We start from the raw sequence: 24,292 nt of genomic DNA on the forward strand, positions 1-24,292 counted from the left end.
ATGCCAGTCCGTGGCCCCGACCGTACGCACGTTCCGGCACCGAAGTCGGCGTCGTTCCCCTGTACGGAAGGGCGCCCTCCGTCCGGACCCGCCTCCGGGGTTCACTCACACGGGTGAGCGCACGGGGTGGTGCCCCGCGCCCCCGCTGTGGCGCCCCGCTCCCCCCACACCGCGGCGGCGACCAGCCCGACCGCGTGCGCGGCGAGCCCGAGCCGCCCGTTCCCGGCGGCGATCGCACCGCCGACGGCCGCGCCGAGCGCGTGTGCCCCCATGTCGCCGAGCATCGCGCGCTCCCCGAGGTCCTCGCCGAGGACCGCCGCCGCCGCCCCCATCGGGGCGGCGGCGAGCGACCCGCGCAGCAGCCCGGGCGCGCCGAGCGCGAGCACGGTCAGACCCGCCCGCCCCGGCCGTACGTCCACGAGGTTCACCAGATGGGCGCTGCCGGCGATGACGACCCCGGCCAGGACCTTGTCCACCGGCCGTTCCTTGAGCAGCGCCCCGGCCATCAGGGAGGCCGCGCCGATGCCGAGGAGCTTGACGGCCCCGCTGGTCACCTCGCCGCCCCGAAGCGCCGTCAGATGCGCCCGGAAGCCGCGCCGGTGGTCGCCGTGCAGGTCGTCGTAGCGCCCGCAGACGGCCGACGCGGCGACGGCAAGCGCCGCGCCCGGCGCGAGGGGCGCGACGGCGGCCGCCGAGCCGAACGCGGCAGCGGCGCCGGCCTGGAGAAGGACCGGCCGGCCCGCGTGGTTGACCCGCTCCCAGCTGCTCGGGTTCCCCGGCGGTCGCCGCCTGAGCTGCCCGTACGCGAGACGGGTCGCGCCGAAGGCCGTGGCGAACGTACCGATCCGCCCCAGGTCCCGCCTCACCCGTCTGCGCGGGCCGTCGCGAGCAGCTCCTCGGCGTGCGCCCTGGCCGTCTCGGAGTCCTCCTGGCCGGCGAGCATCCGGGACAGCTCCCGCACCCGCTCCTCGCCCTCCAGGACCGTGACGCCGGACCGGGTCACGGAACCGTCGTTGGTCTTCTCGACGAGCAGCTGGCGGTCGGCGAAGGCCGCGACCTGCGGAAGGTGGGTGACGACCACGACCTGCGCGGTCTTGGCGAGCTTGGCGAGCCGCCGCCCGATCTCCACGGCCGCCTTGCCGCCGACACCCGCGTCGACCTCGTCGAAGAGGTACGTCGGCACGGGATCGGTGCCCGCGAAGACGACCTCCACCGCGAGCATCACCCGGGACAGCTCACCGCCGGACGCGCCCTTCGCGATCGGCCGCGGCGGGGCCCCGGGGTGCGGGGCGAGCAGCAGCTCGACCTCGTCGGCCCCCGACGGGCCGTACGCGACCCGCCGGCCGCCGACCTCGACGCCCTCCGGGTCCTCGGTCTGGCTGATGTCGAACGACACGCGCGCGTGCGGCATGGCGAGCGACGCGAGCTCGGCGGTGACGGCGGCCGCGAACCGGTCGGCCGTCTCCGTACGGGCGTCGGTGAGCCCCTGCGCGAGGACGGACAGTTCGTCGCGCAGCCGGTCCCGCTCGGCGGTCAGCTCCTCGATGCGGTCGTCGTCGCCGTCCAGCTCGCCGAGCCGGGCCGCGCTCTCCTCGGCCCAGGCGAGGAGAGCCACCGTGCCCTCGCCGTCCCGCCCGTACTTCCGGGTGAGCTGGGTGAGGGACGCGCGCCGCTCCTCGACGGCGGCGAGCCGCAGCGGATCGGCGTCCAGGTCGTCGGCGTATCCGGCGAGCTCCCCGGCCACGTCGCCGAGCAGGATGGAGATCTCCCCCATCCGGTCGGCGAGCGAGGCGAGCGCCGCGTCGTGCGACCGTACGGCCTCCAGGGCCCGGCCCGCGCCCGCGACCAGGGTCGTCGCGTCGACGGCCTCGGGGTCCTCGGGGTTGCCCGCGAGCGCGCCGTGCGCGAGCGCGGCGGCGGAGGCGAGCGCCTCGGCGTGGCCGAGCCGCTCGGCCTCGGCGGCGAGTTCGACGTCCTCCCCGGCGCGCGGGGCGACGGCCTCGATCTCGGCGAGCCCGAAGCGCAGCAGATCGGCCTCCTGGACCCGCTCGCGGGCCCGGGTGGTGATCTCCTCCAGCTCGCCGGTGACGGCCCGCAGCCGCCGGTACGCCTCGCCGTAGGCGGCGAGCGGTACGGAGACGGCCTCGCCGGCGTACCGGTCGAGCGCGCCGCGCTGCCGGGCGGGCTTGAGCAGGCCCTGCTGGTCGGTCTGGCCGTGGACGGCGACGAGCTCGTCGGCGAGCTCGGCGAGCAGCCCGACGGGCACGGAGCGCCCGCCGAGGTGGGCCCGTGAGCGTCCCTCGGCCGAGATGGTGCGGCTGACGAGGAGCACGCCCTCGTCGAGCTCGGCTCCGGCCTCCTCCGCGCGTACGGCGGCGGGCCCGCCCGCGGGCACGCTGATCCGGCCCTCGACGACGGCCGAGGCCGCGCCGATCCGCACCAGGGCCGGGTCGGCCCGTCCACCGAGCAGCAGTCCCAGACTGGTCACGACCATGGTCTTGCCCGCACCGGTCTCACCGGTCACCGCGGTGAAGCCGGGCGACAGCTCGACCACCGCGTCGTCGATGACCCCGAGCGACCGTATCCGCATCTCCTCCAGCACGCCCCAGACCATACGAGGTTTCCCTGGTCCGATGCGACATCGCCCCGGGCGTAACTCTCCGGCGCGCCGCTCGTTCGGGCACCGGGAGCCGGCCGCGGAAGGCGCGCGGGACCCCGGGACGCCCGGGGATCGCGGGAGCCCCCCGGGGTACGTCAGTGGGGGGCGCCCCGCCATCCCGACACGGGCAGGGCGAACTTGGCGACCAGCCGGTCCGTGAAGGAGGCGTGGTGCAGGCGTGCGAGACGGACCGGTACGGCGCCCCGCCGCACCTCGACCCGCGCGCCCGCCGGAAGTTCCACGGTCCGCCGCCCGTCGCACCACAGCACCCCGTGCGGTGTGTGCGGCTCGACCTCGACGGCGAGGACCGACTCGGGGGTGGTGATCAGCGGCTTGGCGAAGAGCGCGTGGGCCCCGATGGGGACCATGAGCAGGGCCTCGACCTCCGGCCAGACGACCGGTCCGCCCGCCGAGAAGGCGTACGCGGTGGAGCCGGTCGGTGTCGCGCAGATCACGCCGTCGCAGCCGAAGCCGGTCACCGGGCGGCCGTCGATGGCGAGCACGACCTCCAGCATCCGTTCGGGGGACACCTTCTGGACGGCCGCCTCGTTGAGCGCCCAGTCCCGGTACAGGACGTCGCCGTTCTCGTACACGACGACGTCGAGGGTCATGCGCTCCTCGACCTCGTACGCCTTCGTCACGACCCGGTCGACGACCTTGTCGAGGTCGTCCCGCTCGGCCTCCGCGAGGAAGCCGACCCGGCCCAGGTTGACCCCGAGCATCGGCACCCCGGAGGCCCGGGAGAACTCGGCGCCGCGCAGCAGCGTGCCGTCCCCGCCGAGGACGACGAGGAGTTCACAGCCGTCGAGCGCGTCGGAGCAGGCCTCCGGCACCTTCTCCACGGACGGCGGCAGCGGCAGGTCCGAGGCCTCCGCCTCCAGGACGCGGACGCCGATGCCGCAGCGCAGCAGCCCCAGGACGACCAGTTCGGCACTGCGCACGGCGGCGGGTCTGCCGGTGTGCGCGAGCAGGAAGACGGTGCGTGATGTTCCCGATGGTGCTGCCGTTGAGCTCAACGAGGTCCCTCCGCCACGGCGCGGTCGACGTCCGCCGGATCCAGCGCGGGCGCGCCTGCCCGCAGCCACAGAAAGTACTCGACGTTCCCTGAGGGCCCGGGCAGCGGGCTGGCCGTGACGCCGAGGACACCGAGTCCGAGCTCGCCGGCCCGCCGGGCCACGTTCTTCACGGCGTCGGCCCGGAGCTCGGTGCTCCGTACGACTCCGCCCGTCCCGAGTCGCTCCTTACCCACCTCGAACTGCGGTTTCACCATCAGGACGAGGTCCGCGTCGGGCGCCGTGCACGCCACCAGAGCGGGCAGGACGAGGCCGAGCGGGATGAACGACAGGTCGCCGACGACAAGATCGACCGGTACGCCGTCGATCGCGTCAAGTGTCAACTCGCGTACGTTCGTGCGGTCCTTCACGGTGACCCGCTCGTCGCTCTGCAGCGACCAGGCGAGCTGGCCGTAGCCGACGTCGACGGCGACGACATGGGCGGCGCCCGAACGCAGCAGCACGTCGGTGAAGCCGCCGGTGGAGGCCCCGGCGTCCAGGGCGCGCCGACCCTCGACCCGCAGGCCCTGCGGTACGAAGGCCTCGAAGGCGCCGGCGAGCTTGTGGCCGCCGCGCGAGACGTAGTCGGGGTCGGAGTCGTCCTGGACGACGACGATGGCCGCGGCCGTCTCGACCTGGGTGGCGGGCTTGGTGGCGACGGTCTTGCCGACGGTCACCCGGCCCGCGGCGATCAGCTGGCTGGCGTGCTCGCGCGAGCGCGCGAGCTTGCGCCGGACCAGCTCGGCGTCGAGACGGCGGCGTGCCACTCCTGCCACGTTCGGTTCAGCTCCTGTTTTCGTTCGGACGGGGGACGGGGTGCGCGTCGAGCGAGGTCAGCTCGGCGCGCAGTCCACGGTGTACATCCTCGTACACCTCCAGGTGTCCGTCCGCCGGGAGGTCGTCCACCTCCACGAGACGCGCCAGGTGGGCGTCGACGGGGTCGTGCCCGGTGAGCTCCCTGGCGACGCCGAGCGGCGCGGGCGCGGCGGGCTCGTGGCCCCCCTCGGCCGCTTCCCCGGCCTCCCTCTCCACGGGTGCCGGCTCCGTCGTCGCATCGCTCATCCCCCGACGCTATCGCGAAGCCCTGGGGTACGGTCGACCGCGATGGCGACGATCACTGAGTGCCGTGGCGCACTGGACAGACTTTCGGACAACCTCGCGCGGGCCGACGGCGACGTGCGGGGTGCGACCGCGCTCGACCGCACCCTGAGCTGCCACATCACGGACCTGGACACGACCTTCACGGGCCGTCTCGCCGACGGCCGGATCGAGGTCGTGGACACGGTGCCGGGCCCGCCGCCGACGAAGGCGCAGATCCGGCTCGCGATGACCGGCGACGACCTGGTGGCGATGGTGGGCGGCGAGCTGAACTTCGCGAAGGCCTGGGCCTCCGGCCGGGTCAGGCTGGAGGCCGGCTTCCGCGACCTGCTGAAGCTGCGCTCACTCCTGTAGCGCCCGCGCGCCCTCGGTCCCCCTGTAGCGCCCGCGCGCCCTCGGTCCCCCTGCTCACTTCCGCAGCGCGGGCTCCTGCTGCGTCGCGGCCTCGGACCGCTTGGCGCGGGCCTTGCGCCCGGCCGGCACGACCAGCGGGGTGCCGGTCTCCGGGTCCTCGATGACCTGGCAGCGCAGTCCGAAGACCCGCTCGACCAGCTCGGCCGTCACGACCTCGGACGGCGGGCCCTCGGCGACGACCTCGCCGCCGCGGACGGCGATGAGGTGGGTCGCGTACCGGGCCGCGTGGTTGAGGTCGTGCAGGACCGCGACGAGCGTCCTGCCCTGTGTCTCGTGGAGCTCGGCGCACAGGTCGAGGACGTCGATCTGGTGCTGGATGTCGAGGAACGTCGTCGGCTCGTCGAGGAGGAGGAGCGGCGTCTGCTGGGCGAGCGCCATGGCGATCCAGACGCGCTGGCGCTGCCCGCCGGAGAGCTCGTCGACGTACCGCTCGGCCAGTTCGGCGACGCCGGTCGAGGCCATCGACTCCTGGACGATCCGCTCGTCCTCCGGCGACCACTGGCGCAGCAGCCCCTGGTGCGGGTAGCGGCCGCGGGCGACGAGGTCGGCGACGGTGATGCCGTCGGGCGCGAGGGAGGACTGGGGCAGCAGGCCGAGGGTCTTGGCGACCTTCTTGGCGGGCAGGGAGTGGATCGACGCCCCGTCGAGCAGTACCCGCCCCTCGGCGGGCTTCAGCATCCGGGAGAGGGCGCGCAGCAGGGTCGACTTGCCGCAGGCGTTGGGCCCCACGATGACGGTGAAGGAGTTGTCGGGGATCTCGACGGACAGGTCGCGGGCGATGACCCGCTGCTCGTACGCGAGGGTGACCGATTCCGCGCTCAGACGCTGCTTCTGCCGACCGGTCATACCCGTACTCCCGTTGTCCTTGTTCGTGGTCATATCCGGCCCGCCTTGCGTTCGGTGACGAGCAGCCAGAGCAGATAGCAGCCGCCGAGGATGCCGGTGACGACACCGACGGGGAGCTGGCGCTCGCCGAAGGCGTTGGTGGCGGTCCAGTCGGCGATGAGCAGCAGCGCCGAGCCCATGAGGGCGGAGGCGGCGAGGTTGGGACCGGGCGCCCGCGTCAGCCGGCGGGCCAGCTGCGGCGCGCTCAGCGACACGAAGATGATCGGCCCGGCGGCGGAGGTGGCGACGGCGACGAGCAGCACGGCCGAGGCCATGAGGACGATCCGGGTCCGTTCGACCTTCACCCCGAGGGCGTACGCGGCGTCGTCGCCCATCTCCAGCATGCGCAAAGCCCGGCCGTGGCCGAGGACGAGCGGCAGCAGGACGCAGCAGACGGCGAGGAGCGGCCAGAACTGGGACCAGTCGCGCCCGTCGAGGGAGCCGGTCATCCATACGGTGGCGCGGGTGGCGTCCACCAGGTTGGCCTTGGTGATCAGGTAGTGGATGACGGAGGTGAGCATGGCGGCGGCGCCGATGCCGACGAGGACGAGCCGGTAGCCGTGCACGCCCTTCTTCCACGCCAGGAGGTAGATCGTCACACCGGTGACGAGCCCGCCGACGACGGCACCGCCGGCCGCGGCGGCGGCGCCGCCCTGGAAGAGGACGATGACCGCGAGCGCGCCGACGGTGGCGCCCTGGCCGAAGCCGATGACGTCGGGGCTGCCGAGCGGGTTCCGGGAGATCGACTGGAAGACCGCCCCGCCGACGGCGAGCGCGGCGCCGACGAGGACGGCGACGAGGACCCGCGGCAGCCGCAGGTCCATGACGGCGAACTCCTGGACGGCGGTGCCCTTGCCGAGGAGGGTGTCGACGACCTCGCCGGGCGACATGGGGAAGTCCCCGGTGCCGATGAGGACGACGGCGGCGGCGAGCGTGAGCACGAGCAGGCCGAGGACGGAGAGCGCTGCCCGGGGCTCGTACCGTACGGAGAGCCCGCCTCCGGCCCGCAGGGTCTTGGTGGTCACAGCTGGGCCATCCTCTTGCGGCGTACGAGTCGGATGAAGACGGGCCCGCCGATGAGCGCGGTCACGATGCCGACCTGGAGCTCGGAGGGCCGGGCCACGAGCCGCCCGACGACGTCGGAGCCGAGCAGCAGGACCGGCGCGAGGACGGCCGCGTACGGCAGGATCCAGCGCATGTCGGGTCCGGTGACCGCTCGCACCATGTACGGCACCATCAGCCCGAGGAAGACGATGGGCCCGCACGCGGCGGTGGCGGCACCGCACATCAGGGTCACGGACACCATGGCGACGACCCGGGTCCTGTTGATGTTCGCGCCGAGCGCCCGGGCGGTGTCGTCGCCCATCTCCATGGCGTTCAGGGGCCGCGCGATGAGGAGCGCGAGCACGGCCCCGCCCAGGATGAAGGGGGCGACCTGCCGAATGGTCGCCATGTCGGCGGAGGCCAGCGACCCGACGGTCCAGAACCGCAGCCGGTCGAGGGCGGCGGAGTCGAGCAGCTGGACGGCGTTGACGTACCCGTAGAGCGCGGCGGTGGCCGCGGTCCCGGCGAGCGCGAGCCGTACGGGGGTGGCGCTGCGGCTCCCCCCGAGGAGGTAGACGACGACCGCGACGACGGCGGCGCCCACGAAGGCGAACCAGACGTAGTCCTTGACGTCGGAGACCCCGAGGAACGCGATGGCCGAGACGACGGCGGCGGCAGCGCCCGCGTTGACCCCGAGCAGCCCGGGCTCGGCGAGCGGATTACGGGTCAGCCCCTGCATCACGGCCCCGGAGAGCCCGAGGGCGAGCCCCACGAGCAGTCCGAGGAGGGTGCGGGGAACGCGGACGTCGTGGATGACGACGTCGTTGCCGACGCCGCTGTTCTGGAACAGCCCGTGCCACACGTCGCCGAGCGGCACCGGCTTGGCACCGATCATGATGCTCAGGACACAGACCAGCAGCAGGACCGCGACGGCCACCAACAGCCCGACGGCACGCACGGAATTCCGGCGGGTCGGAGATGGGGCGGCAGGCGTCGACTCCGCGCTCGCTCGGGAGGGACTCTCAACCAACACGGAGTTAGGTTAGCCTACCCAATTTTCTCGCTGACGCCCTCGTACGCGATGCCCGTGCCCGCCCCGTGCCCGCCCCGTGCCCGTGCCCGCACCCGCACCCGACCAGCCGTCGCCGGGAACCTCACCACCCCAACCGCGACAACGCCTTCCCCGCGTCCAACCCGAACGCCCCGTCCCCCGCGGCCGACCACGCCGCCCCGCACAGGGCCCGCACCCCGTCCATCACGTCGGCACCCACCTCGCGCGCCGACTCGAGCACCAGCTCGCCCCCGCTCACCGAAGCCCGCCATCCCCCGCACACCACGACTCCCCCGTCCCCCGCGACGACCTCCGGCTGCCCCACCAGCAGCCCCCGCAGATCCGCCGCCACATACGTCGGCCGATGCTCCGGCACCGCGGTCAGCAGCTGCGCCACATCCGTCACCCCGGTGAGGACGAGCAGCGAATCCACCCCACCGTTGAACGCACCCTCGATGTCCGTGTCCAGCCGGTCCCCCACGACCAGCGGCCGCTCCGCCCCCGTCCGCAGCACCGTCTCGCGGTGCATCGGCGGCAGTGGCTTCCCCGCGACCTTCGGCTCCACGCGACCCCCCGTCGCGATCCGTACGACCTCCACCGCCGCCCCGTTCCCGGGTCCGATCCCCCGCGCACCGGGAATCGTCAGGTCGGTGTTCGAGGCGTACCACGGCACGCCCCGGGCCACCGCGTAGGCCGCCTCCGCGAACCGTCCCCACGGCAGCTCCGGCCCGCCGTACCCCTGCACGACCGCGGCCGGCTCGTAGTCCGCCGACTCCACCGGCACCAGGCCCCGTTCGCGCAGCGCCACCCGCAGCCCTTCGCCCCCGATCACCAACACCCGCGACCCGGGCGGTACTTCGTCGGCGATCAGCCGCGCGACGGCCTGCGCGGAGGTGATGACGTCACCGGCCACCGTCGGCACTCCCAGGTCGGTGAGGTGCGTCGCGACCTCGTCCGGCGTCCGCAGCGCGTTGTTGGTGACATAGGCCAGGTGCATGCCGCCGGCCCGCGCCACCCCGAGCGCCTCGACGGCGTACGGGATGGCCTCCCCGCCCGCGTACACGACACCGTCCAGGTCGAGGAGCGCCGTGTCGTACGCCTCGTTCAACGGCACCGCGCTCCCTCCCGGAAGCTTCCTGCCGCCGTCGCCCTGCCGCTCGTGCCCGCTCCGCACCGTCACCGCTCGCTCCTCGCCTCACCGGGTGAATTTCCCCCACTCCCCCGATCATCGCTCATGCCCGCGCACACATACGATGTCGAGATGAACACCTCAGGTCACGCGGCCGCCGACGTCCGCGACGACGACGCCGGGCTGCGCCTGGCCCCGTTCCGCGGACTCCGTTACGTCCCCGAGCGGGTGGGCAGCCTCGCCGCTGTGACGTCTCCGCCCTACGACGTCGTCGTACGACCTGACGGACTCCTCCATCTGGAGTCCGCGGACCCGCACAACATCGTCCGCCTGATCCTCCCGCAGGCGATCACCGCCGGCACCCGCCACCGCAAGGCGGCCGTCACCCTCGACCGCTGGCTCGCGGACGGCGTCCTCGCCCCGGACCCGGAGCCGACGCTCTACGTGTACGAGCAGCACGGCGACGGCATCCTCCAGCGCGGCATCATCGGGGCCCTGGAACTCTCCACCCCGGACAAGGGCGTGGTCCTCCCCCACGAGGACGTCATGCCGCACGTGGTCGAGGACCGCGCCGCCCTGATGCGGACCACCGCCGCCAACCTGGAGCCCCTGCTCCTCACGTACGTCGGAGCGGAGGACGGCGGCGTCGACGAGGTCATCGAGCGCGCGGTCCACCGCGAGCCCCTGCTCTCCACCACCACCGAGGACGGCTTCCACCACCGCCTCTGGGCGGTGACCGACCCGGCCGAACAGGCCGCCGTCGCCACCGAACTCGCCGACCACCAGGCCCTCATCGCCGACGGCCACCACCGCTGGGCGACCTATCTGCGCCTGCGCGAGGAGCACGCCGCTCCCGGCCCCTGGAACTACGGCCTGGTCCTGCTCATCGACACCGCCCGCTATCCCCTCAGGGTCCGCGCGATCCACCGCCTCCTCAACCGCCTGCCGGTCTCCGACGCCCTGGCGGCCCTGGGTGACGCGTTCCGGGTGCGCCGCATCGAGCAACCGCTGCCGGTGGCCCTGGAGGCCCTGACGACCGCGGCGGCCGAGGGCAACGCGTTCCTCTTCGCGGGTGACGGGGCCTTCCATCTCCTCGACCGGCCGGACCCCGAGCTCCTCGCCCGGACGATCCGCACGGACCGCCCGGAGGCCTGGCGGACCCTGGACGCGACGGTCCTGCACTCCACGCTCCTGGACCACGTCTGGCACATCCCGGACGCGCCCGAGGACATCGCCTACATCCACGACACGGAGGCCGCGGTCGCCCAGGCGGAACGCCGCGGCGGTACGGCGGTGCTCATGCATCCGGTACGGGAGGAGGTCGTACGGGACCTCGCGCGCCAGGGCGTGACGATGCCCCGCAAGTCGACCTCGTTCGGCCCGAAGCCCGCGACCGGCCTGGTCCTGAGAAGCCTCGCACTGGACTGATCCGGAGCCGGAAACGACGAAGGGCGGCACCCCGAGGGGTACCGCCCTTCTCACATGTCCACCGCGTCAGCGGTCGTCACGGTCGTCGATGTCCTCGTCGTCGATGTCACCATCGACGACGACGTCATCACCGTCGATCTCGTCCTCGAGCTCCGCCTCGGCCTCGGCCTCGGCTTCGGCCTCGACGATCTCGTCCTCCGAGTCGTCGAACGCGTCGACGAACTCGACCCCGTCCAGCTCGGCGAGCCGGTCGGAGGCGTCCGTCGCCCCGTCCTTGTCGGCCTCCAGGGCCTTGGCGAACCACTCCCGCGCCTCGGTCTCGCGCCCGGCGGCGATCAGCGCGTCGGCGTAGGCGTACCGCAGGCGAGCGGTCCACGGGTGAACGGCGCCGGACGCGAGCTCGGGGCTCTGCAGCGTCACGATGGCGGCGTCCAGCTGCCCCAGGTCGCGGCGGGCGCCGGCGGCCACGAGACGCATCTCGACCTGCCCGGCCTTGTCCAGCTTCTGCACCTCGGGCTCGCCGGCCATCGCCAGCGCGCGCTCGGGACGGCCCATGCCGCGCTCGCAGTCGGCCATCACGGGCCACAGCTCGACGCCACCGCTCATCCGCCGCGCGGCCCGGAACTCGGCCAGCGCCTCGGAGTACTTCTGCGTGGCGTACGCGGCGAAGCCGGCCGCCTCGCGCACGGCCGCGACACGCGACGCGAGCCGCAGGGCGACCCGGGAGTACTCGTACGCCCTCTCCGGGTCCTCGTCGATCAGCTGGGCGACCATGACGAGGTTCCGCGAAACGTCCTCGGCCAGCCCCTTGGGCAGGCTCATCAGCTCCTGGCGCACGTCCGGGTCGATCTCCTCACCGGTGACCTCCTCCGGGATCGGCAGCCGCTTGATGGGCGCACGGTCGCCGCGGTCCCGGTCACGGTCGTCACGACGCCCGAACCCACCGCGGTCGTCACGCCCGCGGAACCCACCGCGGTCGCCGTCCCGGCGGTCGTCGCGGCGGAAGCCGCCACCACGGGTGTCGTCACGCCGGTCGTCACGCTGGTAGGAAGGCCGCTCGTCACGACGGAACCCACCACCGGAGCCACCGCCACGGCTGTCATCCCGACGGTCGTCCCGACGGAAGGAGGAGGGGCGGTCGTCCCGACGCTCGTCACGACGGAAGGCCGGCCGCTCGTCACGACGGTCATCGCGACGGAACCCACCACCGGAGCCACCGCCACGGTTGTCGTCCCGACGGTCGTCACGCTGGTAGGAAGGCCGCTCATCGCGACGGAACCCACCACCGGAACCGCCACCGCGGGTGTCGTCACGACGGTCGTCCCGACGGAAGGGCGGCCGCTCGTCACGACGCTCGTCACGCCGGAAGCCGCCACCGGAACCGCCACCACGGTTGTCATCGCGACGGAACCCACCACCGGAGCCACCGCCACGGTTGTCGTCCCGCCGGTCGTCGCGGCGGAAGCCGCCACCACGGGTGTCGTCACGACGGTCGTCACGCTGGTAGGAAGGCCGCTCGTCACGACGGAAGCCACCGGAGGAACCGCCACCGCGGTTGTCATCCCGACGCTCGTCACGACGGAAGGCCGGCCGCTCGTCACGACGGTCATCGCGACGGAACCCACCACCGGAACCGCCACCACGGTTGTCGTCACGCTGGAAGGAAGGCCGCTCGTCGCGACGGAACCCACCACCGGAGGAACCGCCACCGCGGTTGTCGTCACGACGGAACCCACCACCGGAGGAACCGCCACCGCGGTTGTCGTCACGACGGAACCCACCACCGGAGGACCCACCGCCACGGCTGTCATCCCGACGGAAACCGCCACCAGAGGAACCGCCGCCACGACTGTCGTCACGACGGAACCCACCGCCAGAGGACCCGCCACGACTGTCATCCCGACGGAACCCACCACCGGAGGAACCGCCACCACGACTGTCATCCCGACGGAAACCACCGCCAGAGGACCCGCCACGGTTGTCGTCACGACGGAAGCCGCCACCGGAGGAACCGCCACCGCGGTTGTCGTCACGACGGAACCCACCACCGGAGGAACCGCCACCGCGGTTGTCGTCACGACGGAACCCACCACCGGAGGAACCGCCACCGCGGTTGTCGTCACGACGGAAGCCGCCACCGGAGGAACCGCCACCGCGGTTGTCGTCACGACGGAACCCACCACCGGAGGAACCGCCACCGCGGTTGTCGTCACGACGGAACCCACCACCGGAGGAACCGCCACCGCGGTTGTCGTCACGACGGAACCCACCACCGGAGGAGCCACCACCGCGGTTGTCGTCACGGCGGTCGCCACGACGGTCATCGCGCTGGGAGGAGGGACGGTCGTCGCGACGGAAGCCGCCACCGCCGCCGCCCCGGTTGTCGTCACGGCGCGGCCCGCGGAAGCCGCCCCGGTCGCCACCGCCACCATCGTTGCGACGCGGCTCGCGCTCCGGACGGCCGTCGGGAGAGTTGGTGGACATGTGGGTGACTCCTGTCTTCGGGTACTGCAGTCATTCTCGCGCAGCCGGCACTCCGCCGCGCATCGGGAAAATCAAGCAAAAACAAAAGGACCCCTGGTCCCAGCATGAACGCTGGGGACCAGGGGTCCTGAAATATTGTTCGGCGGTGTCCTACTCTCCCACAGGGTCCCCCCTGCAGTACCATCGGCGCTGAAAGGCTTAGCTTCCGGGTTCGGAATGTAACCGGGCGTTTCCCTAACGCTATGACCACCGAAACCCTATCGGTTTCGAGCGAACAAGCACACTTTGTAGTTGTGTTCTGCTCAAAGCCAGCAACTGTTCGTTGCTTCAGAACTAACACAGTGGACGCGAGCAACTGAGGACAAGCCCTCGGCCTATTAGTACCGGTCAGCTCCACCCATTACTGGGCTTCCACATCCGGCCTATCAACCCAGTCGTCTACTGGGAGCCTTACCCTCTCAAGGAGGTGGGAATACTCATCTCGAAGCAGGCTTCCCGCTTAGATGCTTTCAGCGGTTATCCCTCCCGAACGTAGCCAACCAGCCATGCCCTTGGCAGGACAACTGGCACACCAGAGGTTCGTCCGTCCCGGTCCTCTCGTACTAGGGACAGCCCTTCTCAATATTCCTGCGCGCGCAGCGGATAGGGACCGAACTGTCTCACGACGTTCTAAACCCAGCTCGCGTACCGCTTTAATGGGCGAACAGCCCAACCCTTGGGACCGACTCCAGCCCCAGGATGCGACGAGCCGACATCGAGGTGCCAAACCATCCCGTCGATATGGACTCTTGGGGAAGATCAGCCTGTTATCCCCGGGGTACCTTTTATCCGTTGAGCGACGGCGCTTCCACAAGCCACCGCCGGATCACTAGTCCCGACTTTCGTCCCTGCTCGACCCGTCGGTCTCACAGTCAAGCTCCCTTGTGCACTTACACTCAACACCTGATTGCCAACCAGGCTGAGGGAACCTTTGGGCGCCTCCGTTACCCTTTGGGAGGCAACCGCCCCAGTTAAACTACCCATCAGACACTGTCCCTGATCCGGATCACGGACCGAGGTTAGACATCCAGCACGACCAGAGTGGTATTTCAACGGCGACTCCACCATGACTGGCGTCACGGCTTCAAAGTCTCCCACCTATCCTACACAAGCCGAACCGAACACCAATATCAAACTGTAGTAAAGGTCCCGGGGTCTTTCCGTCCTGCTGCGCGAAACGAGCATCTTTACTCGTAGTGCAATTTCACCGGGCCTATGGTTGAGACAGTCGAGAAGTCGTTACGCCATTCGTGCAGGTCGGAACTTACCCGACAAGGAATTTCGCTACCTTAGGATGGTTATAGTTACCACCGCCGTTTACTGGCGCTTAAGTTCTCAGCTTCGCCACACCGAAATGTGACTAACCGGTCCCCTTAACGTTCCAGCACCGGGCAGGCGTCAGTCCGTATACATCGCCTTACGGCTTCGCACGGACCTGTGTTTTTAGTAAACAGTCGCTTCTCGCTGGTCTCTGCGGCCACCCCCAGCTCACGGAGTAAATCCGATCACCAGTGATGGCCCCCTTCTCCCGAAGTTACGGGGGCATTTTGCCGAGTTCCTTAACCATAGTTCACCCGAACGCCTCGGTATTCTCTACCTGACCACCTGAGTCGGTTTAGGGTACGGGCCGCCATGAAACTCGCTAGAGGCTTTTCTCGACAGCATAGGATCATCCACTTCACCACAATCGGCTCGGCATCAGGTCTCAGGCTTAATGCGTGACGGATTTGCCTATCACACGCCCTACACCCTTACCCCGGGACTACCACCGCCCGGGCTGGACTACCTTCCTGCGTCACCCCATCGCTTACCTACTACCACCTTGGATCGACGGCTCCACCACTTTCCTTTCCCCGAAGGGTCCGGAACGGCTTCACGGCCTTAGCATTAATGGGCTCGATATTGGGCGTTTCAAAGCGGGTACCGGAATATCAACCGGTTGTCCATCGACTACGCCTGTCGGCCTCGCCTTAGGTCCCGACTTACCCTGGGCAGATCAGCTTGACCCAGGAACCCTTAGTCAATCGGCGCACACGTTTCTCACGTGTGTATCGCTACTCATGCCTGCATTCTCACTCGTGAACCGTCCACAACTCGCTTCCGCGGCTGCTTCACCCGGCACACGACGCTCCCCTACCCATCACAACACCCGTTGGGGCTATACGCTGCAATGACACGACTTCGGCGGTACGCTTGAGCCCCGCTACATTGTCGGCGCGGAATCACTTGACCAGTGAGCTATTACGCACTCTTTCAAGGGTGGCTGCTTCTAAGCCAACCTCCTGGTTGTCTCTGCGACTCCACATCCTTTCCCACTTAGCGTACGCTTAGGGGCCTTAGTCGATGCTCTGGGCTGTTTCCCTCTCGACCATGGAGCTTATCCCCCACAGTCTCACTGCCGTGCTCTCACTTACCGGCATTCGGAGTTTGGCTAAGGTCAGTAACCCGGTAGGGCCCATCGCCTATCCAGTGCTCTACCTCCGGCAAGAAACACACGACGCTGCACCTAAATGCATTTCGGGGAGAACCAGCTATCACGGAGTTTGATTGGCCTTTCACCCCTAACCACAGGTCATCCCCCAGGTTTTCAACCCTGGTGGGTTCGGTCCTCCACGAAGTCTTACCTCCGCTTCAACCTGCCCATGGCTAGATCACTCCGCTTCGGGTCTTGAGCGTGCTACTGAATCGCCCTATTCGGACTCGCTTTCGCTACGGCTTCCCCACACGGGTTAACCTCGCAACACACCGCAAACTCGCAGGCTCATTCTTCAAAAGGCACGCAGTCACGAGATACAGCAAGCTGTATCCGACGCTCCCACGGCTTGTAGGCACACGGTTTCAGGTACTATTTCACTCCGCTCCCGCGGTACTTTTCACCATTCCCTCACGGTACTATCCGCTATCGGTCACCAGGGAATATTTAGGCTTAGCGGGTGGTCCCGCCAGATTCACACGGGATTTCTCGGGCCCCGTGCTACTTGGGTGTCTCTCAAACGAGCCGCATGAATTTCAGCTACGGGGGTCTTACCCTCTACGCCGGACCTTTCGCATGTCCTTCGCCTATCCATACGGTTTCTGACTCGTCTCACAGCCGGCAGACTGTGAAAGAGAGATCCCACAACCCCGCATGCGCAACCCCTGCCGGGTATCACACGCATACGGTTTGGCCTCATCCGGTTTCGCTCGCCACTACTCCCGGAATCACGGTTGTTTTCTCTTCCTGAGGGTACTGAGATGTTTCACTTCCCCTCGTTCCCTCCACATGCCCTATGTGTTCAGGCATGGGTGACAGCCCATGACGACTGCCGGGTTTCCCCATTCGGAAACCCCCGGATCAAAGCCTGGTTGACGGCTCCCCGGGGACTATCGTGGCCTCCCACGTCCTTCATCGGTTCCTGGTGCCAAGGCATCCACCGTGCGCCCTTAAAAACTTGGCCACAGATGCTCGCGTCCACTGTGTAGTTCTCAAACAACGACCAGCCACCCATCACCCCACCGGACAAGCCGATGAGTTCACTGGGGCCGGCATCACGAAGGCAACGACCATACGGCCGCACCCTCAGATACCCAACAACGTGCCAAGCGTGAGCCACCCACCGGACTCTTCTTTCCACGCCGAAGCAGTACTCGAAGAACCATCAGGTTCACTCACGCCAACTAATCAACGTTCCACCCATGAGCTGACCGTGCAGAACATTTGCCTGCAATCGGTACTGTGCTCCTTAGAAAGGAGGTGATCCAGCCGCACCTTCCGGTACGGCTACCTTGTTACGACTTCGTCCCAATCGCCAGTCCCACCTTCGACAGCTCCCTCCCACAAGGGGTTGGGCCACCGGCTTCGGGTGTTACCGACTTTCGTGACGTGACGGGCGGTGTGTACAAGGCCCGGGAACGTATTCACCGCAGCAATGCTGATCTGCGATTACTAGCAACTCCGACTTCATGGGGTCGAGTTGCAGACCCCAATCCGAACTGAGACCGGCTTTTTGAGATTCGCTCCGCCTCACGGCATCGCAGCTCTTTGTACCGGCCATTGTAGCACGTGTGCAGCCCAAGACATAAGGGGCATGATGACTTGACGTCGTCCCCACCTTCCTCCGAGTTGACCCCGGCGGTCTCCTGTGAGTCCCCATCACCCCGAAGGGCATGCTGGCAACACAGGACAAGGGTTGCGCTCGTTGCGGGACTTAACCCAACATCTCACGACACGAGCTGACGACAGCCATGCACCACCTGTATACCGACCACAAGGGGGGCACTATCTCTAATGCTTTCCGGTATATGTCAAGCCTTGGTAAGGTTCTTCGCGTTGCGTCGAATTAAGCCACATGCTCCGCTGCTTGTGCGGGCCCCCGTCAATTCCTTTGAGTTTTAGCCTTGCGGCCGTACTCCCCAGGCGGGGAACTTAATGCGTTAGCTGCGGCACCGACGACGTGGAATGTCGCCAACACCTAGTTCCCAACGTTTACGGCGTGGACTACCAGGGTATCTAATCCTGTTCGCTCCCCACGCTTTCGCTCCTCAGCGTCAGTAATGGCCCAGAGATCCGCCTTCGCCACCGGTGTTCCTCCTGATATCTGCGCATTTCACCGCTACACCAGGAATTCCGATCTCCCCTACCACACTCTAGCCTGCCCGTATCGGATGCAGACCCGGGGTTAAGCCCCGGGCTTTCACACCCGACGTGACAAGCCGCCTACGAGCTCTTTACGCCCAATAATTCCGGACAACGCTTGCGCCCTACGTATTACCGCGGCTGCTGGCACGTAGTTAGCCGGCGCTTCTTCTGCAGGTACCGTCACTTTCGCTTCTTCCCTGCTGAAAGAGGTTTACAACCCGAAGGCCGTCATCCCTCACGCGGCGTCGCTGCATCAGGCTTTCGCCCATTGTGCAATATTCCCCACTGCTGCCTCCCGTAGGAGTCTGGGCCGTGTCTCAGTCCCAGTGTGGCCGGTCGCCCTCTCAGGCCGGCTACCCGTCGTCGCCTTGGTAGGCCATTACCCCACCAACAAGCTGATAGGCCGCGGGCTCATCCTTCACCGCCGGAGCTTTTAACCAGCCTCCATGCAGAGGCCGGTGTTATCCGGTATTAGACCCCGTTTCCAGGGCTTGTCCCAGAGTGAAGGGCAGATTGCCCACGTGTTACTCACCCGTTCGCCACTAATCCACCCCGAAGGGCTTCATCGTTCGACTTGCATGTGTTAAGCACGCCGCCAGCGTTCGTCCTGAGCCAGGATCAAACTCTCCGTGAATGTTTACTCGGCCAGTAAATTAATACGGCCGGTGAGACACTCGCGTTGAGCGGGACAGTCATGCCGGAATAGGGCCGACTGTCCACAGCGTCCTCGCTGTAGTGTGCCACCCGGCTAGGGGTGGACTTTTTCAAAGGAACCTCGACCATCCGAAGATGGACGGGGTATCAACTAATCTGGCGTTGATTTTTGGCACGCTGTTGAGTTCTCAAGGAACGGACGCTTCCTTTGTACTCACCCTCTCGGGCTTTCCTCCGGGCTTCCCTTCGTTCTTGCGTTTCCGACTCTATCAGATCTTTCCGATCCGATTTCCTCGGTGCTTTCCGGTCCCATTCGCTTTCGCTTTGGGCCCTTCCGGCGTGGTCACTACTTTAGCTGATTTCCCCGGCGACTCATAATCGAGCCATTCGAAACGAATTTCGGGAATGCCGAAATACGCCCCTGCTGGGGATTCATCGTGAGTTAGTGGGTGGCCGCAACGGGGTGCTTGAACAAGCAGGCCCGTTTCCAGCGGCTCGGGCTACGTTAGGCGTTCGCGGGGCCCGAGTCAAGCCGCCGCTTCCTGGGTGTGTGGGCGCGGTACGGGCTGACCGTCGGGTCCTCCGTGATCCAGAAGCGCCAGGGGTGGGGGGCGCCGTCGCCGCCGACGCCCGTACGGGGGCCGCTGCTGACGCGGTCCGGGGTGGGTGGGGTGCCGGTGAGCAGGGAGAGCGGGGCGTGCGGGCCCTCGCAGGTGTCGGTGCCGTTCAGGGAGAGGGCGACGTCGAGGGCCGTGGCCAGGCGGGCCGGGCCCTTGGCCAGCTCGGTGTCGTAGCGGGCCGAGCGGCGGCGGGCGCGGGCCCGGTCGGTGCCCGCCAGAATTTCACCCGCTCGCAGGAGGACGCCGCTCGCCTCGCCCTCGGGACCGCAGACCAGGTTGAGGCAGTGCCACATGCCGTAGGTGAAGTAGACGTACGCGTGTCCGGGTGGGCCGAACATGACGGCGTTGCGTGCCGTGCGGCCACGGAAGGCGTGCGAGCCGGGGTCGATCGCGCCGGCGTACGCCTCCACCTCGGTGAGACGCAGCTCGATCCGTCCCTCCTCCGAGTTCCGGACGAGGGTGCGGCCCAGCAGGTCGGGGGCGACCTCCAGGACGGGGCGTTCGAAGAAGGCCCGAGGGAGCGGCGTGCGGGAGGGGCTCTCGCTCATGGCGCCCGAGCGTAGTGGGGTACGGCGGGGAACCGGTTACCGTCGTCGCGCGTATGTAGAGGTCAGGACTGAGAAGGAGTGGAAGTCATGGGATTCAAGAAGCTGCTCGCGAGCCTGGGTGCCGGTGGGGCCACCGTGGAGACCGTGCTCTCCGAGGAGAACGTGGTTCCTGGTGGGGTCGTCCAGGGTGAGGTGCGGATCCAGGGCGGCAGCGTCGACCAGCAGATCGAGGCACTCTCCGTCGGCCTGCAGGCACGGGTCGAGGTCGAGGGTGGCGACCAGGAGCACAAGCAGGACATCGAGTTCCTGAAGGTGCGGCTGGGTGGTGCCTTCGAGGTGAAGGCCGGCGCGGTGCACGTGGTGCCGTTCGGCCTGGAGGTTCCGTGGGAGACGCCGGTGACCTCGGTCGCCGGTCAGCAGCTGCGCGGCATGAACATCGGTGTGGTCACCGAGCTGGAGATCGCCCGGGCCGTGGACTCCGGCGACCTGGACCCGATCAACGTGCACCCGCTGCCGGCGCAGCAGGCGATCCTGGACGCCTTCATCGGTCTGGGCTTCCGCTTCAAGAGCGCGGACATGGAGCGGGGGCACATCCGGGGGACGCGGCAGAAGCTGCCCTTCTACCAGGAGATCGAGTTCTTCGCGCCGCAGCAGTACCGCGGGCTGAACCAGGTCGAGGTCACCTTCGTCGCCGACGAGCGCGAGATGGACGTCGTCCTGGAGATGGACAAGAAGCCCGGGCTGTTCGGTGAGGGCAGCGACTCCTTCCGTGCGTTCAAGGTGGGGCTGCACGACTTCCACACCACCGACTGGGCGGCGTACCTGAACCAGTGGCTCGCCGAGGTCGGCGGCCGCCGCAACTGGCTCTAGGCTCGGCCTGGAAAGGCTGCTGAGGCAGTAGCAACGGGCGATACGGAGGTTTCGACGTGTCCGAGGGCAAGAGGGCGCCGCTCCCCCACGACTTCCACCCGCCGGTGGCGGCGTTCACCGTGGTGAGCGACGACATCGCGCCGGGCGGGGTCCTGAAGGACGCTCAGGTGTACGCGGCGGGGAACACCTCGCCGCAGCTGCGCTGGGAGGGATTCCCGGCGGAGACGAAGAGCTTCGCCGTCACCTGCTTCGACCCGGACGCCCCGACGGGCAGCGGGTTCTGGCACTGGGTGCTCTTCGACATCCCGGTGTCGGTGACGGAGCTGCCCGTAGGGGCCGGCTCGGGGTCGTTCAAGGGGCTGCCGGCCGGGGCCGTGCACGTACGGAACGACTACGGCGCGAAGGAGTTCGGCGGCGCCGCTCCCCCGGCCGGGGACCCGGCGCACCGCTACGTCTTCACGGTGTACGCGGTGGACAGCGAGAAGCTCGGTCCCGACGGCGACGTGTCGCCGGCGGCGGTCGGCTTCAATCTGCGCTTCCACACGCTGGGGCGTGCCCAGTTGATCGGTGAGTACGCGGCTCCCGCGGCGGTCTGATCGTTCGTTTGTTGTTTGCCCGCTTCTGGTCTTGGAGAGATCAGAAGCGGGCATCTTTTGTTGCGCAGGAAAATTGCGTTGTCCGACCCCGGCCAGCCCGGCCATCGTTGATCCAGGCCCCACAGCCCCGCTCCGGGGCCGGGCCGGCACACGGGAGGTGGGCACAATGCGGGACACGCTGGTACTCAACGCGAGCTTCGAGCCGCTTTCGACGGTCACACTCAACCGTGCGGTGGTGCTCGTCCTGACGGACAAGGCCGTCGTCGAGCAGGCTCATCCCGATCTTCGGATGCGGGGCGCCGCCGTCGACCTTCCGGTGCCCCGGGTGATCAGACTCTGCCGCTACGTACGGGTGCCGTTCCGAAGACACGCTCCCTGGTCGAGGCGGGGGGTGCTGATCCGGGACCAACACCGGTGCGCGTACTGCGGGAAGAGGGCGACGACCGTCGACCACGTCGTGCCGCGGGCCCAGGGTGGTGGGGACAGCTGGCTGAATACCGTCGCTTCCTGCGCCGAGGACAACCACCACAAGGCCGACCGGACGCCGGAGCAGGCAGGGATGCCGCTGTTGCACGCCCCGTTCGTACCGTCGCCCGCGGACGCCATGCTGCTCGCGATGCGGGCGGGTGAGCGGTCCGAACTGCCGGAGTGGCTCTCCCACTCGGCCGCGTAGCGGACTCGTACGGCATGGGCCCGCCTCCCCCGGTGTGGGGAGGCGGGCCCCTCCGTCGTCCGGGCCGCCGCGCTACTTCAGGGTGAGCTGGAGGATCGCGACGACGCCGACCGCGATGATCACGCCGCGCAGGACGGCGGGCGGCAGCTTGCGTCCGACCTTGGCGCCGATCTGGCCGCCGATGGTGGAGCCGACGGCGATGAGGAGGACGGCCGTCCAGTCGAAGTCGGCGACGAAGAGGAAGAAGACGGCGGCGACTCCGTTGACGAGGGCGCCCAGGATGTTCTTGACCGCGTTGATCCGCTGCAGGGTGTCGTTGAGCAGCAGGCCCATCAGGGAGAGGTAGAGCACGCCCTGCGCGGCGCCGAAGTATCCGCCGTACATGCTGGCGAGGAAGAGGCCGGCGAGGAGGACGGGGCCGCCGTCGGGGTGGGCCTCGGTGCCCGTCTGTTCGCGGCGGCGCTTCACGGCCGCGGCGATGCGGGGCTGGAGGAGGACCAGCACGAGCGCGAGGCCGATGAGGACGGGGACGATCGCGTCGAAGGCGTCGGACGGCAGTGCGAGGAGCAGGATCGCGCCGAGGAGGCCGCCGAGGAGGGCCGCGATGCCGAGGCGGATGATGCGGGACTTCTGGCCCTTCAGTTCGCGGCGGTAGCCGATGGCTCCGCTGATCGAACCGGGCACGAGGCCGAGGGCGTTGGAGACGTTCGCGGTGATCGGAGGGAGTCCGGTCGCGAGGAGGACCGGGAACGTGATCAGCGTTCCCGATCCGACGATGGTGTTGATGGTGCCGGCGCCGATGCCGGCGGCGAAGACCGCCAGGGCTTCCCAGATGGACAACGCCATCTCCTTACATGGTCAGTGAGTCGCCTCCCCGCTCTGAGGTCGTCAGGGTCGAGGGGCTCGCACCGATCATGCACGAGATTTAGGTGTACGTGTCAGTCAACCGGGGGCTCTTCTCGCCGGTCGGACCGGCCGCCGTCCTTGGTGTTGAAGCCGGGGACGCCGCCGCCCATGTTGCCGAAGGCGCCGGAGAGGCCCTTGAGGGCGTCGCCGATCTCGCTGGGGACGATCCAGAGCTTGTTCGCGTCGCCCTCGGCGATCTTCGGGAGCATCTGGAGGTACTGGTAGGAGAGCAGCTTCTGGTCCGGGTCGCCGGCGTGGATGGCCTCGAAGACCGTACGGACGGCCTGGGCCTCGCCCTCGGCGCGCAGCGCGGCGGCCTTGGCCTCGCCCTCGGCGCGCAGGATCGCGGACTGCTTCTCGCCCTCGGCGGTGAGGATCTGGGACTGGCGGGTGCCCTCGGCGGTGAGGATCGCGGCGCGCTTGTCGCGCTCGGCGCGCATCTGCTTCTCCATCGAGTCCTGGATGGAGGTCGGCGGCTCGATCGCCTTCAGCTCGACGCGGTTGACGCGGATGCCCCACTTGCCGGTGGCCTCGTCGAGGACGCCGCGCAGGGCCGCGTTGATGTCCTCGCGGGAGGTGAGGGTCCGCTCCAGGTCCATGCCGCCGATGATGTTGCGCAGGGTGGTGACGGTGAGCTGCTCGATCGCCTGGATGTAGCTGGCGACCTCGTAGGTCGCGGCCCTGGCGTCGGTCACCTGGTAGTAGATGACCGTGTCGATGTTGACGACGAGGTTGTCCTGGGTGATCACCGGCTGCGGCGGGAACGGGACGACCTGCTCGCGGAGGTCGATCCGGTTGCGGATCGAGTCTATGAACGGGACGACGATGTTGAGCCCGGCGTTGAGCGTGCGGGTGTAACGGCCGAAGCGCTCCACGATCGCCGCGCTCGCCTGCGGGATGACCTGGATCGTCTTGATCAGGGCGATGAAGACGAGCACCACCAGAATGATCAGGACGATGATGACTGCTGACATCGTGTTCCCCGTGCCCTTCGATACCGGTTGAGTGCCGGATGGCCTTCGATGATCGAGTTTCCCAGACGGCGGAGCGTCATGGGCGAGGTTCGGTCACATGACGACGGCCGTAGCCCCGTCGATCTCCACGACGTCGACCTGGTCGCCCGGTTCGAAGGTCTGCCCGCTGTCGAGCGCGCGGGCGGACCAGATCTCACCGGCGAGCTTGATACGGCCCCCGCCACTGCCGTCGACCCGTTCCAGGACCACAGCCTGACGCCCCCTCAGGGCGTCGACGCCGCTGGCCAGTCGGGGCCGGTCGTCTCGGTGGCGGGCGGCGATCGGGCGGACCACCGCGATCAACGCCACGGAGACGACGGCGAAGACGATGACCTGGGCGACGACGCCGAAGCCGAGTGCCGCGGTCACCGCCCCGGCGATCGCTCCGACGGACAGCATGCCGAACTCCGGCATCGCGGTCAGGACCAGCGGAATGCCGAGCCCCACCGCGCCGATCAACCACCAGATCCACGCGTCGATGTCCACGTGGTCATGGTAGGGCGGTGGGGTC

The 24,292-nt window shown here is 68.6% G+C and carries 19 protein-coding genes, 3 rRNA genes and 1 pseudogene; 5 read left to right on the plus strand and 18 right to left on the minus strand.

The window, feature by feature from the left end; all coding sequences use genetic code 11:
• Positions 1-101 precede the first annotated feature (101 nt).
• The 5 genes from OG361_RS09225 to OG361_RS09245 form a co-directional block, all read right to left on the minus strand.
• Entirely contained in the window at positions 102-866 is a 765-nt protein-coding gene (locus tag OG361_RS09225) for a hypothetical protein (protein ID WP_405852856.1), read from the minus strand.
• Entirely contained in the window at positions 863-2,614 is a 1,752-nt protein-coding gene (gene recN, locus OG361_RS09230) for a DNA repair protein RecN (protein ID WP_405852857.1), read from the minus strand. Before recN ends, OG361_RS09225 begins: the two co-directional genes overlap by 4 nt.
• A gap of 140 nt (positions 2,615-2,754) precedes the next feature.
• Positions 2,755-3,675 (minus strand): NAD kinase, encoded by a 921-nt coding sequence (locus OG361_RS09235; RefSeq protein ID WP_384576625.1) that lies wholly within the window; start codon positions 3,673-3,675, stop codon positions 2,755-2,757.
• Positions 3,672-4,487: a TlyA family RNA methyltransferase gene (locus OG361_RS09240; RefSeq protein WP_405852858.1), complete on the minus strand. Its 816-nt coding sequence runs from the start codon at positions 4,485-4,487 to the stop codon at positions 3,672-3,674. The genes OG361_RS09235 and OG361_RS09240 overlap by 4 nt, the downstream gene beginning before the upstream one ends.
• A gap of 7 nt (positions 4,488-4,494) precedes the next feature.
• Positions 4,495-4,773 carry a hypothetical protein gene (locus OG361_RS09245; RefSeq protein ID WP_405852859.1) on the minus strand — a complete coding sequence of 93 codons (279 nt, stop codon included), beginning with the start codon at positions 4,771-4,773 and terminating at the stop codon, positions 4,495-4,497.
• A 42-nt stretch (positions 4,774-4,815) separates the two neighbouring features.
• Here OG361_RS09245 and OG361_RS09250 point away from each other — a divergent pair, with 42 nt between their 5' ends.
• Positions 4,816-5,163, plus strand: a complete 348-nt coding sequence (locus tag OG361_RS09250; RefSeq protein WP_405852861.1) for an SCP2 sterol-binding domain-containing protein — start codon at positions 4,816-4,818, stop codon at positions 5,161-5,163.
• 54 nt (positions 5,164-5,217) lie between these two features.
• Here OG361_RS09250 and OG361_RS09255 read toward each other — a convergent pair whose 3' ends face one another.
• The 4 genes from OG361_RS09255 to OG361_RS09270 all read right to left on the minus strand — a co-directional run bounded on the left by OG361_RS09255 (position 5,218) and on the right by OG361_RS09270 (position 9,383).
• Positions 5,218-6,102 (minus strand): ABC transporter ATP-binding protein, encoded by an 885-nt coding sequence (locus OG361_RS09255; RefSeq protein WP_405852862.1) that lies wholly within the window; start codon positions 6,100-6,102, stop codon positions 5,218-5,220.
• Positions 6,099-7,133 carry a FecCD family ABC transporter permease gene (locus tag OG361_RS09260; RefSeq protein WP_405852863.1) on the minus strand — a complete coding sequence of 345 codons (1,035 nt, stop codon included), beginning with the start codon at positions 7,131-7,133 and terminating at the stop codon, positions 6,099-6,101. Before OG361_RS09260 ends, OG361_RS09255 begins: the two co-directional genes overlap by 4 nt.
• Complete coding sequence (locus tag OG361_RS09265; RefSeq protein ID WP_405862161.1) at positions 7,130-8,089, minus strand: iron chelate uptake ABC transporter family permease subunit; 960 nt, start codon at positions 8,087-8,089, stop codon at positions 7,130-7,132. The genes OG361_RS09260 and OG361_RS09265 overlap by 4 nt, the downstream gene beginning before the upstream one ends.
• 217 nt (positions 8,090-8,306) lie before the next feature.
• A complete protein-coding gene (locus OG361_RS09270; protein ID WP_405852864.1) occupies positions 8,307-9,383 on the minus strand; it encodes an HAD hydrolase-like protein in 1,077 nt (358 codons plus the stop codon).
• Positions 9,384-9,464: 81 nt separating this feature from the next.
• Between OG361_RS09270 and OG361_RS09275 the strand changes: the two genes are divergently transcribed.
• A complete protein-coding gene (locus OG361_RS09275) occupies positions 9,465-10,760 on the plus strand; it encodes a DUF1015 domain-containing protein (RefSeq protein WP_405852865.1) in 1,296 nt (431 codons plus the stop codon).
• A 66-nt stretch (positions 10,761-10,826) separates the two neighbouring features.
• Here OG361_RS09275 and OG361_RS09280 read toward each other — a convergent pair whose 3' ends face one another.
• From OG361_RS09280 to OG361_RS09305, 6 genes and pseudogenes are all read right to left on the minus strand, one after another.
• A complete protein-coding gene (locus tag OG361_RS09280) occupies positions 10,827-11,642 on the minus strand; it encodes a hypothetical protein (protein ID WP_405862163.1) in 816 nt (271 codons plus the stop codon).
• A gap of 150 nt (positions 11,643-11,792) precedes the next feature.
• Positions 11,793-13,220: pseudogene (locus OG361_RS09285) on the minus strand (hypothetical protein); the annotation flags it as partial.
• Positions 13,221-13,381: 161 nt separating this feature from the next.
• Positions 13,382-13,498 (minus strand): 5S ribosomal RNA (gene rrf / locus OG361_RS09290).
• 103 nt (positions 13,499-13,601) lie between these two features.
• Positions 13,602-16,720: ribosomal RNA gene (locus OG361_RS09295) — 23S ribosomal RNA — on the minus strand.
• A gap of 289 nt (positions 16,721-17,009) precedes the next feature.
• Positions 17,010-18,535: ribosomal RNA gene (locus OG361_RS09300) — 16S ribosomal RNA — on the minus strand.
• Together the 16S, 23S and 5S rRNA genes form the textbook arrangement of a ribosomal RNA operon.
• Positions 18,536-19,060: 525 nt before the next feature.
• Entirely contained in the window at positions 19,061-19,723 is a 663-nt protein-coding gene (locus OG361_RS09305) for a DNA-3-methyladenine glycosylase (RefSeq protein ID WP_405852866.1), read from the minus strand.
• Positions 19,724-19,810: 87 nt separating this feature from the next.
• Here OG361_RS09305 and OG361_RS09310 point away from each other — a divergent pair, with 87 nt between their 5' ends.
• The 3 genes from OG361_RS09310 (at position 19,811) to OG361_RS09320 (ending at position 21,862) form a co-directional block, all read left to right on the plus strand.
• Positions 19,811-20,593, plus strand: coding sequence for a sporulation protein (locus OG361_RS09310; RefSeq protein WP_405852867.1), 783 nt, complete (start codon positions 19,811-19,813; stop codon positions 20,591-20,593).
• Positions 20,594-20,649: 56 nt separating this feature from the next.
• The gene (locus OG361_RS09315) at positions 20,650-21,189 is read left to right on the plus strand and encodes a YbhB/YbcL family Raf kinase inhibitor-like protein (protein ID WP_405852868.1); all 540 of its coding nucleotides are present in this window, start codon (positions 20,650-20,652) and stop codon (positions 21,187-21,189) included.
• 166 nt (positions 21,190-21,355) lie between these two features.
• Positions 21,356-21,862 (plus strand): HNH endonuclease, encoded by a 507-nt coding sequence (locus OG361_RS09320; RefSeq protein ID WP_405852869.1) that lies wholly within the window; start codon positions 21,356-21,358, stop codon positions 21,860-21,862.
• A 72-nt stretch (positions 21,863-21,934) separates the two neighbouring features.
• On the opposite strand, the gene OG361_RS09325 is transcribed toward OG361_RS09320, so the two are convergent.
• From OG361_RS09325 to OG361_RS09335, 3 genes are all read right to left on the minus strand, one after another.
• Positions 21,935-22,708 (minus strand): sulfite exporter TauE/SafE family protein, encoded by a 774-nt coding sequence (locus tag OG361_RS09325; protein WP_405852870.1) that lies wholly within the window; start codon positions 22,706-22,708, stop codon positions 21,935-21,937.
• A gap of 92 nt (positions 22,709-22,800) precedes the next feature.
• The gene (locus OG361_RS09330) at positions 22,801-23,742 is read right to left on the minus strand and encodes an SPFH domain-containing protein (protein WP_384577441.1); all 942 of its coding nucleotides are present in this window, start codon (positions 23,740-23,742) and stop codon (positions 22,801-22,803) included.
• Between the two features lie 93 nt (positions 23,743-23,835).
• Complete coding sequence (locus OG361_RS09335; RefSeq protein WP_384577439.1) at positions 23,836-24,267, minus strand: NfeD family protein; 432 nt, start codon at positions 24,265-24,267, stop codon at positions 23,836-23,838.
• Between the last annotated feature and the right edge of the window lie 25 nt (positions 24,268-24,292).

This window comes from Streptomyces sp. NBC_00090, assembly GCF_045160815.1.
Lineage (GTDB): Bacteria > Actinomycetota > Actinomycetes > Streptomycetales > Streptomycetaceae > Streptomyces.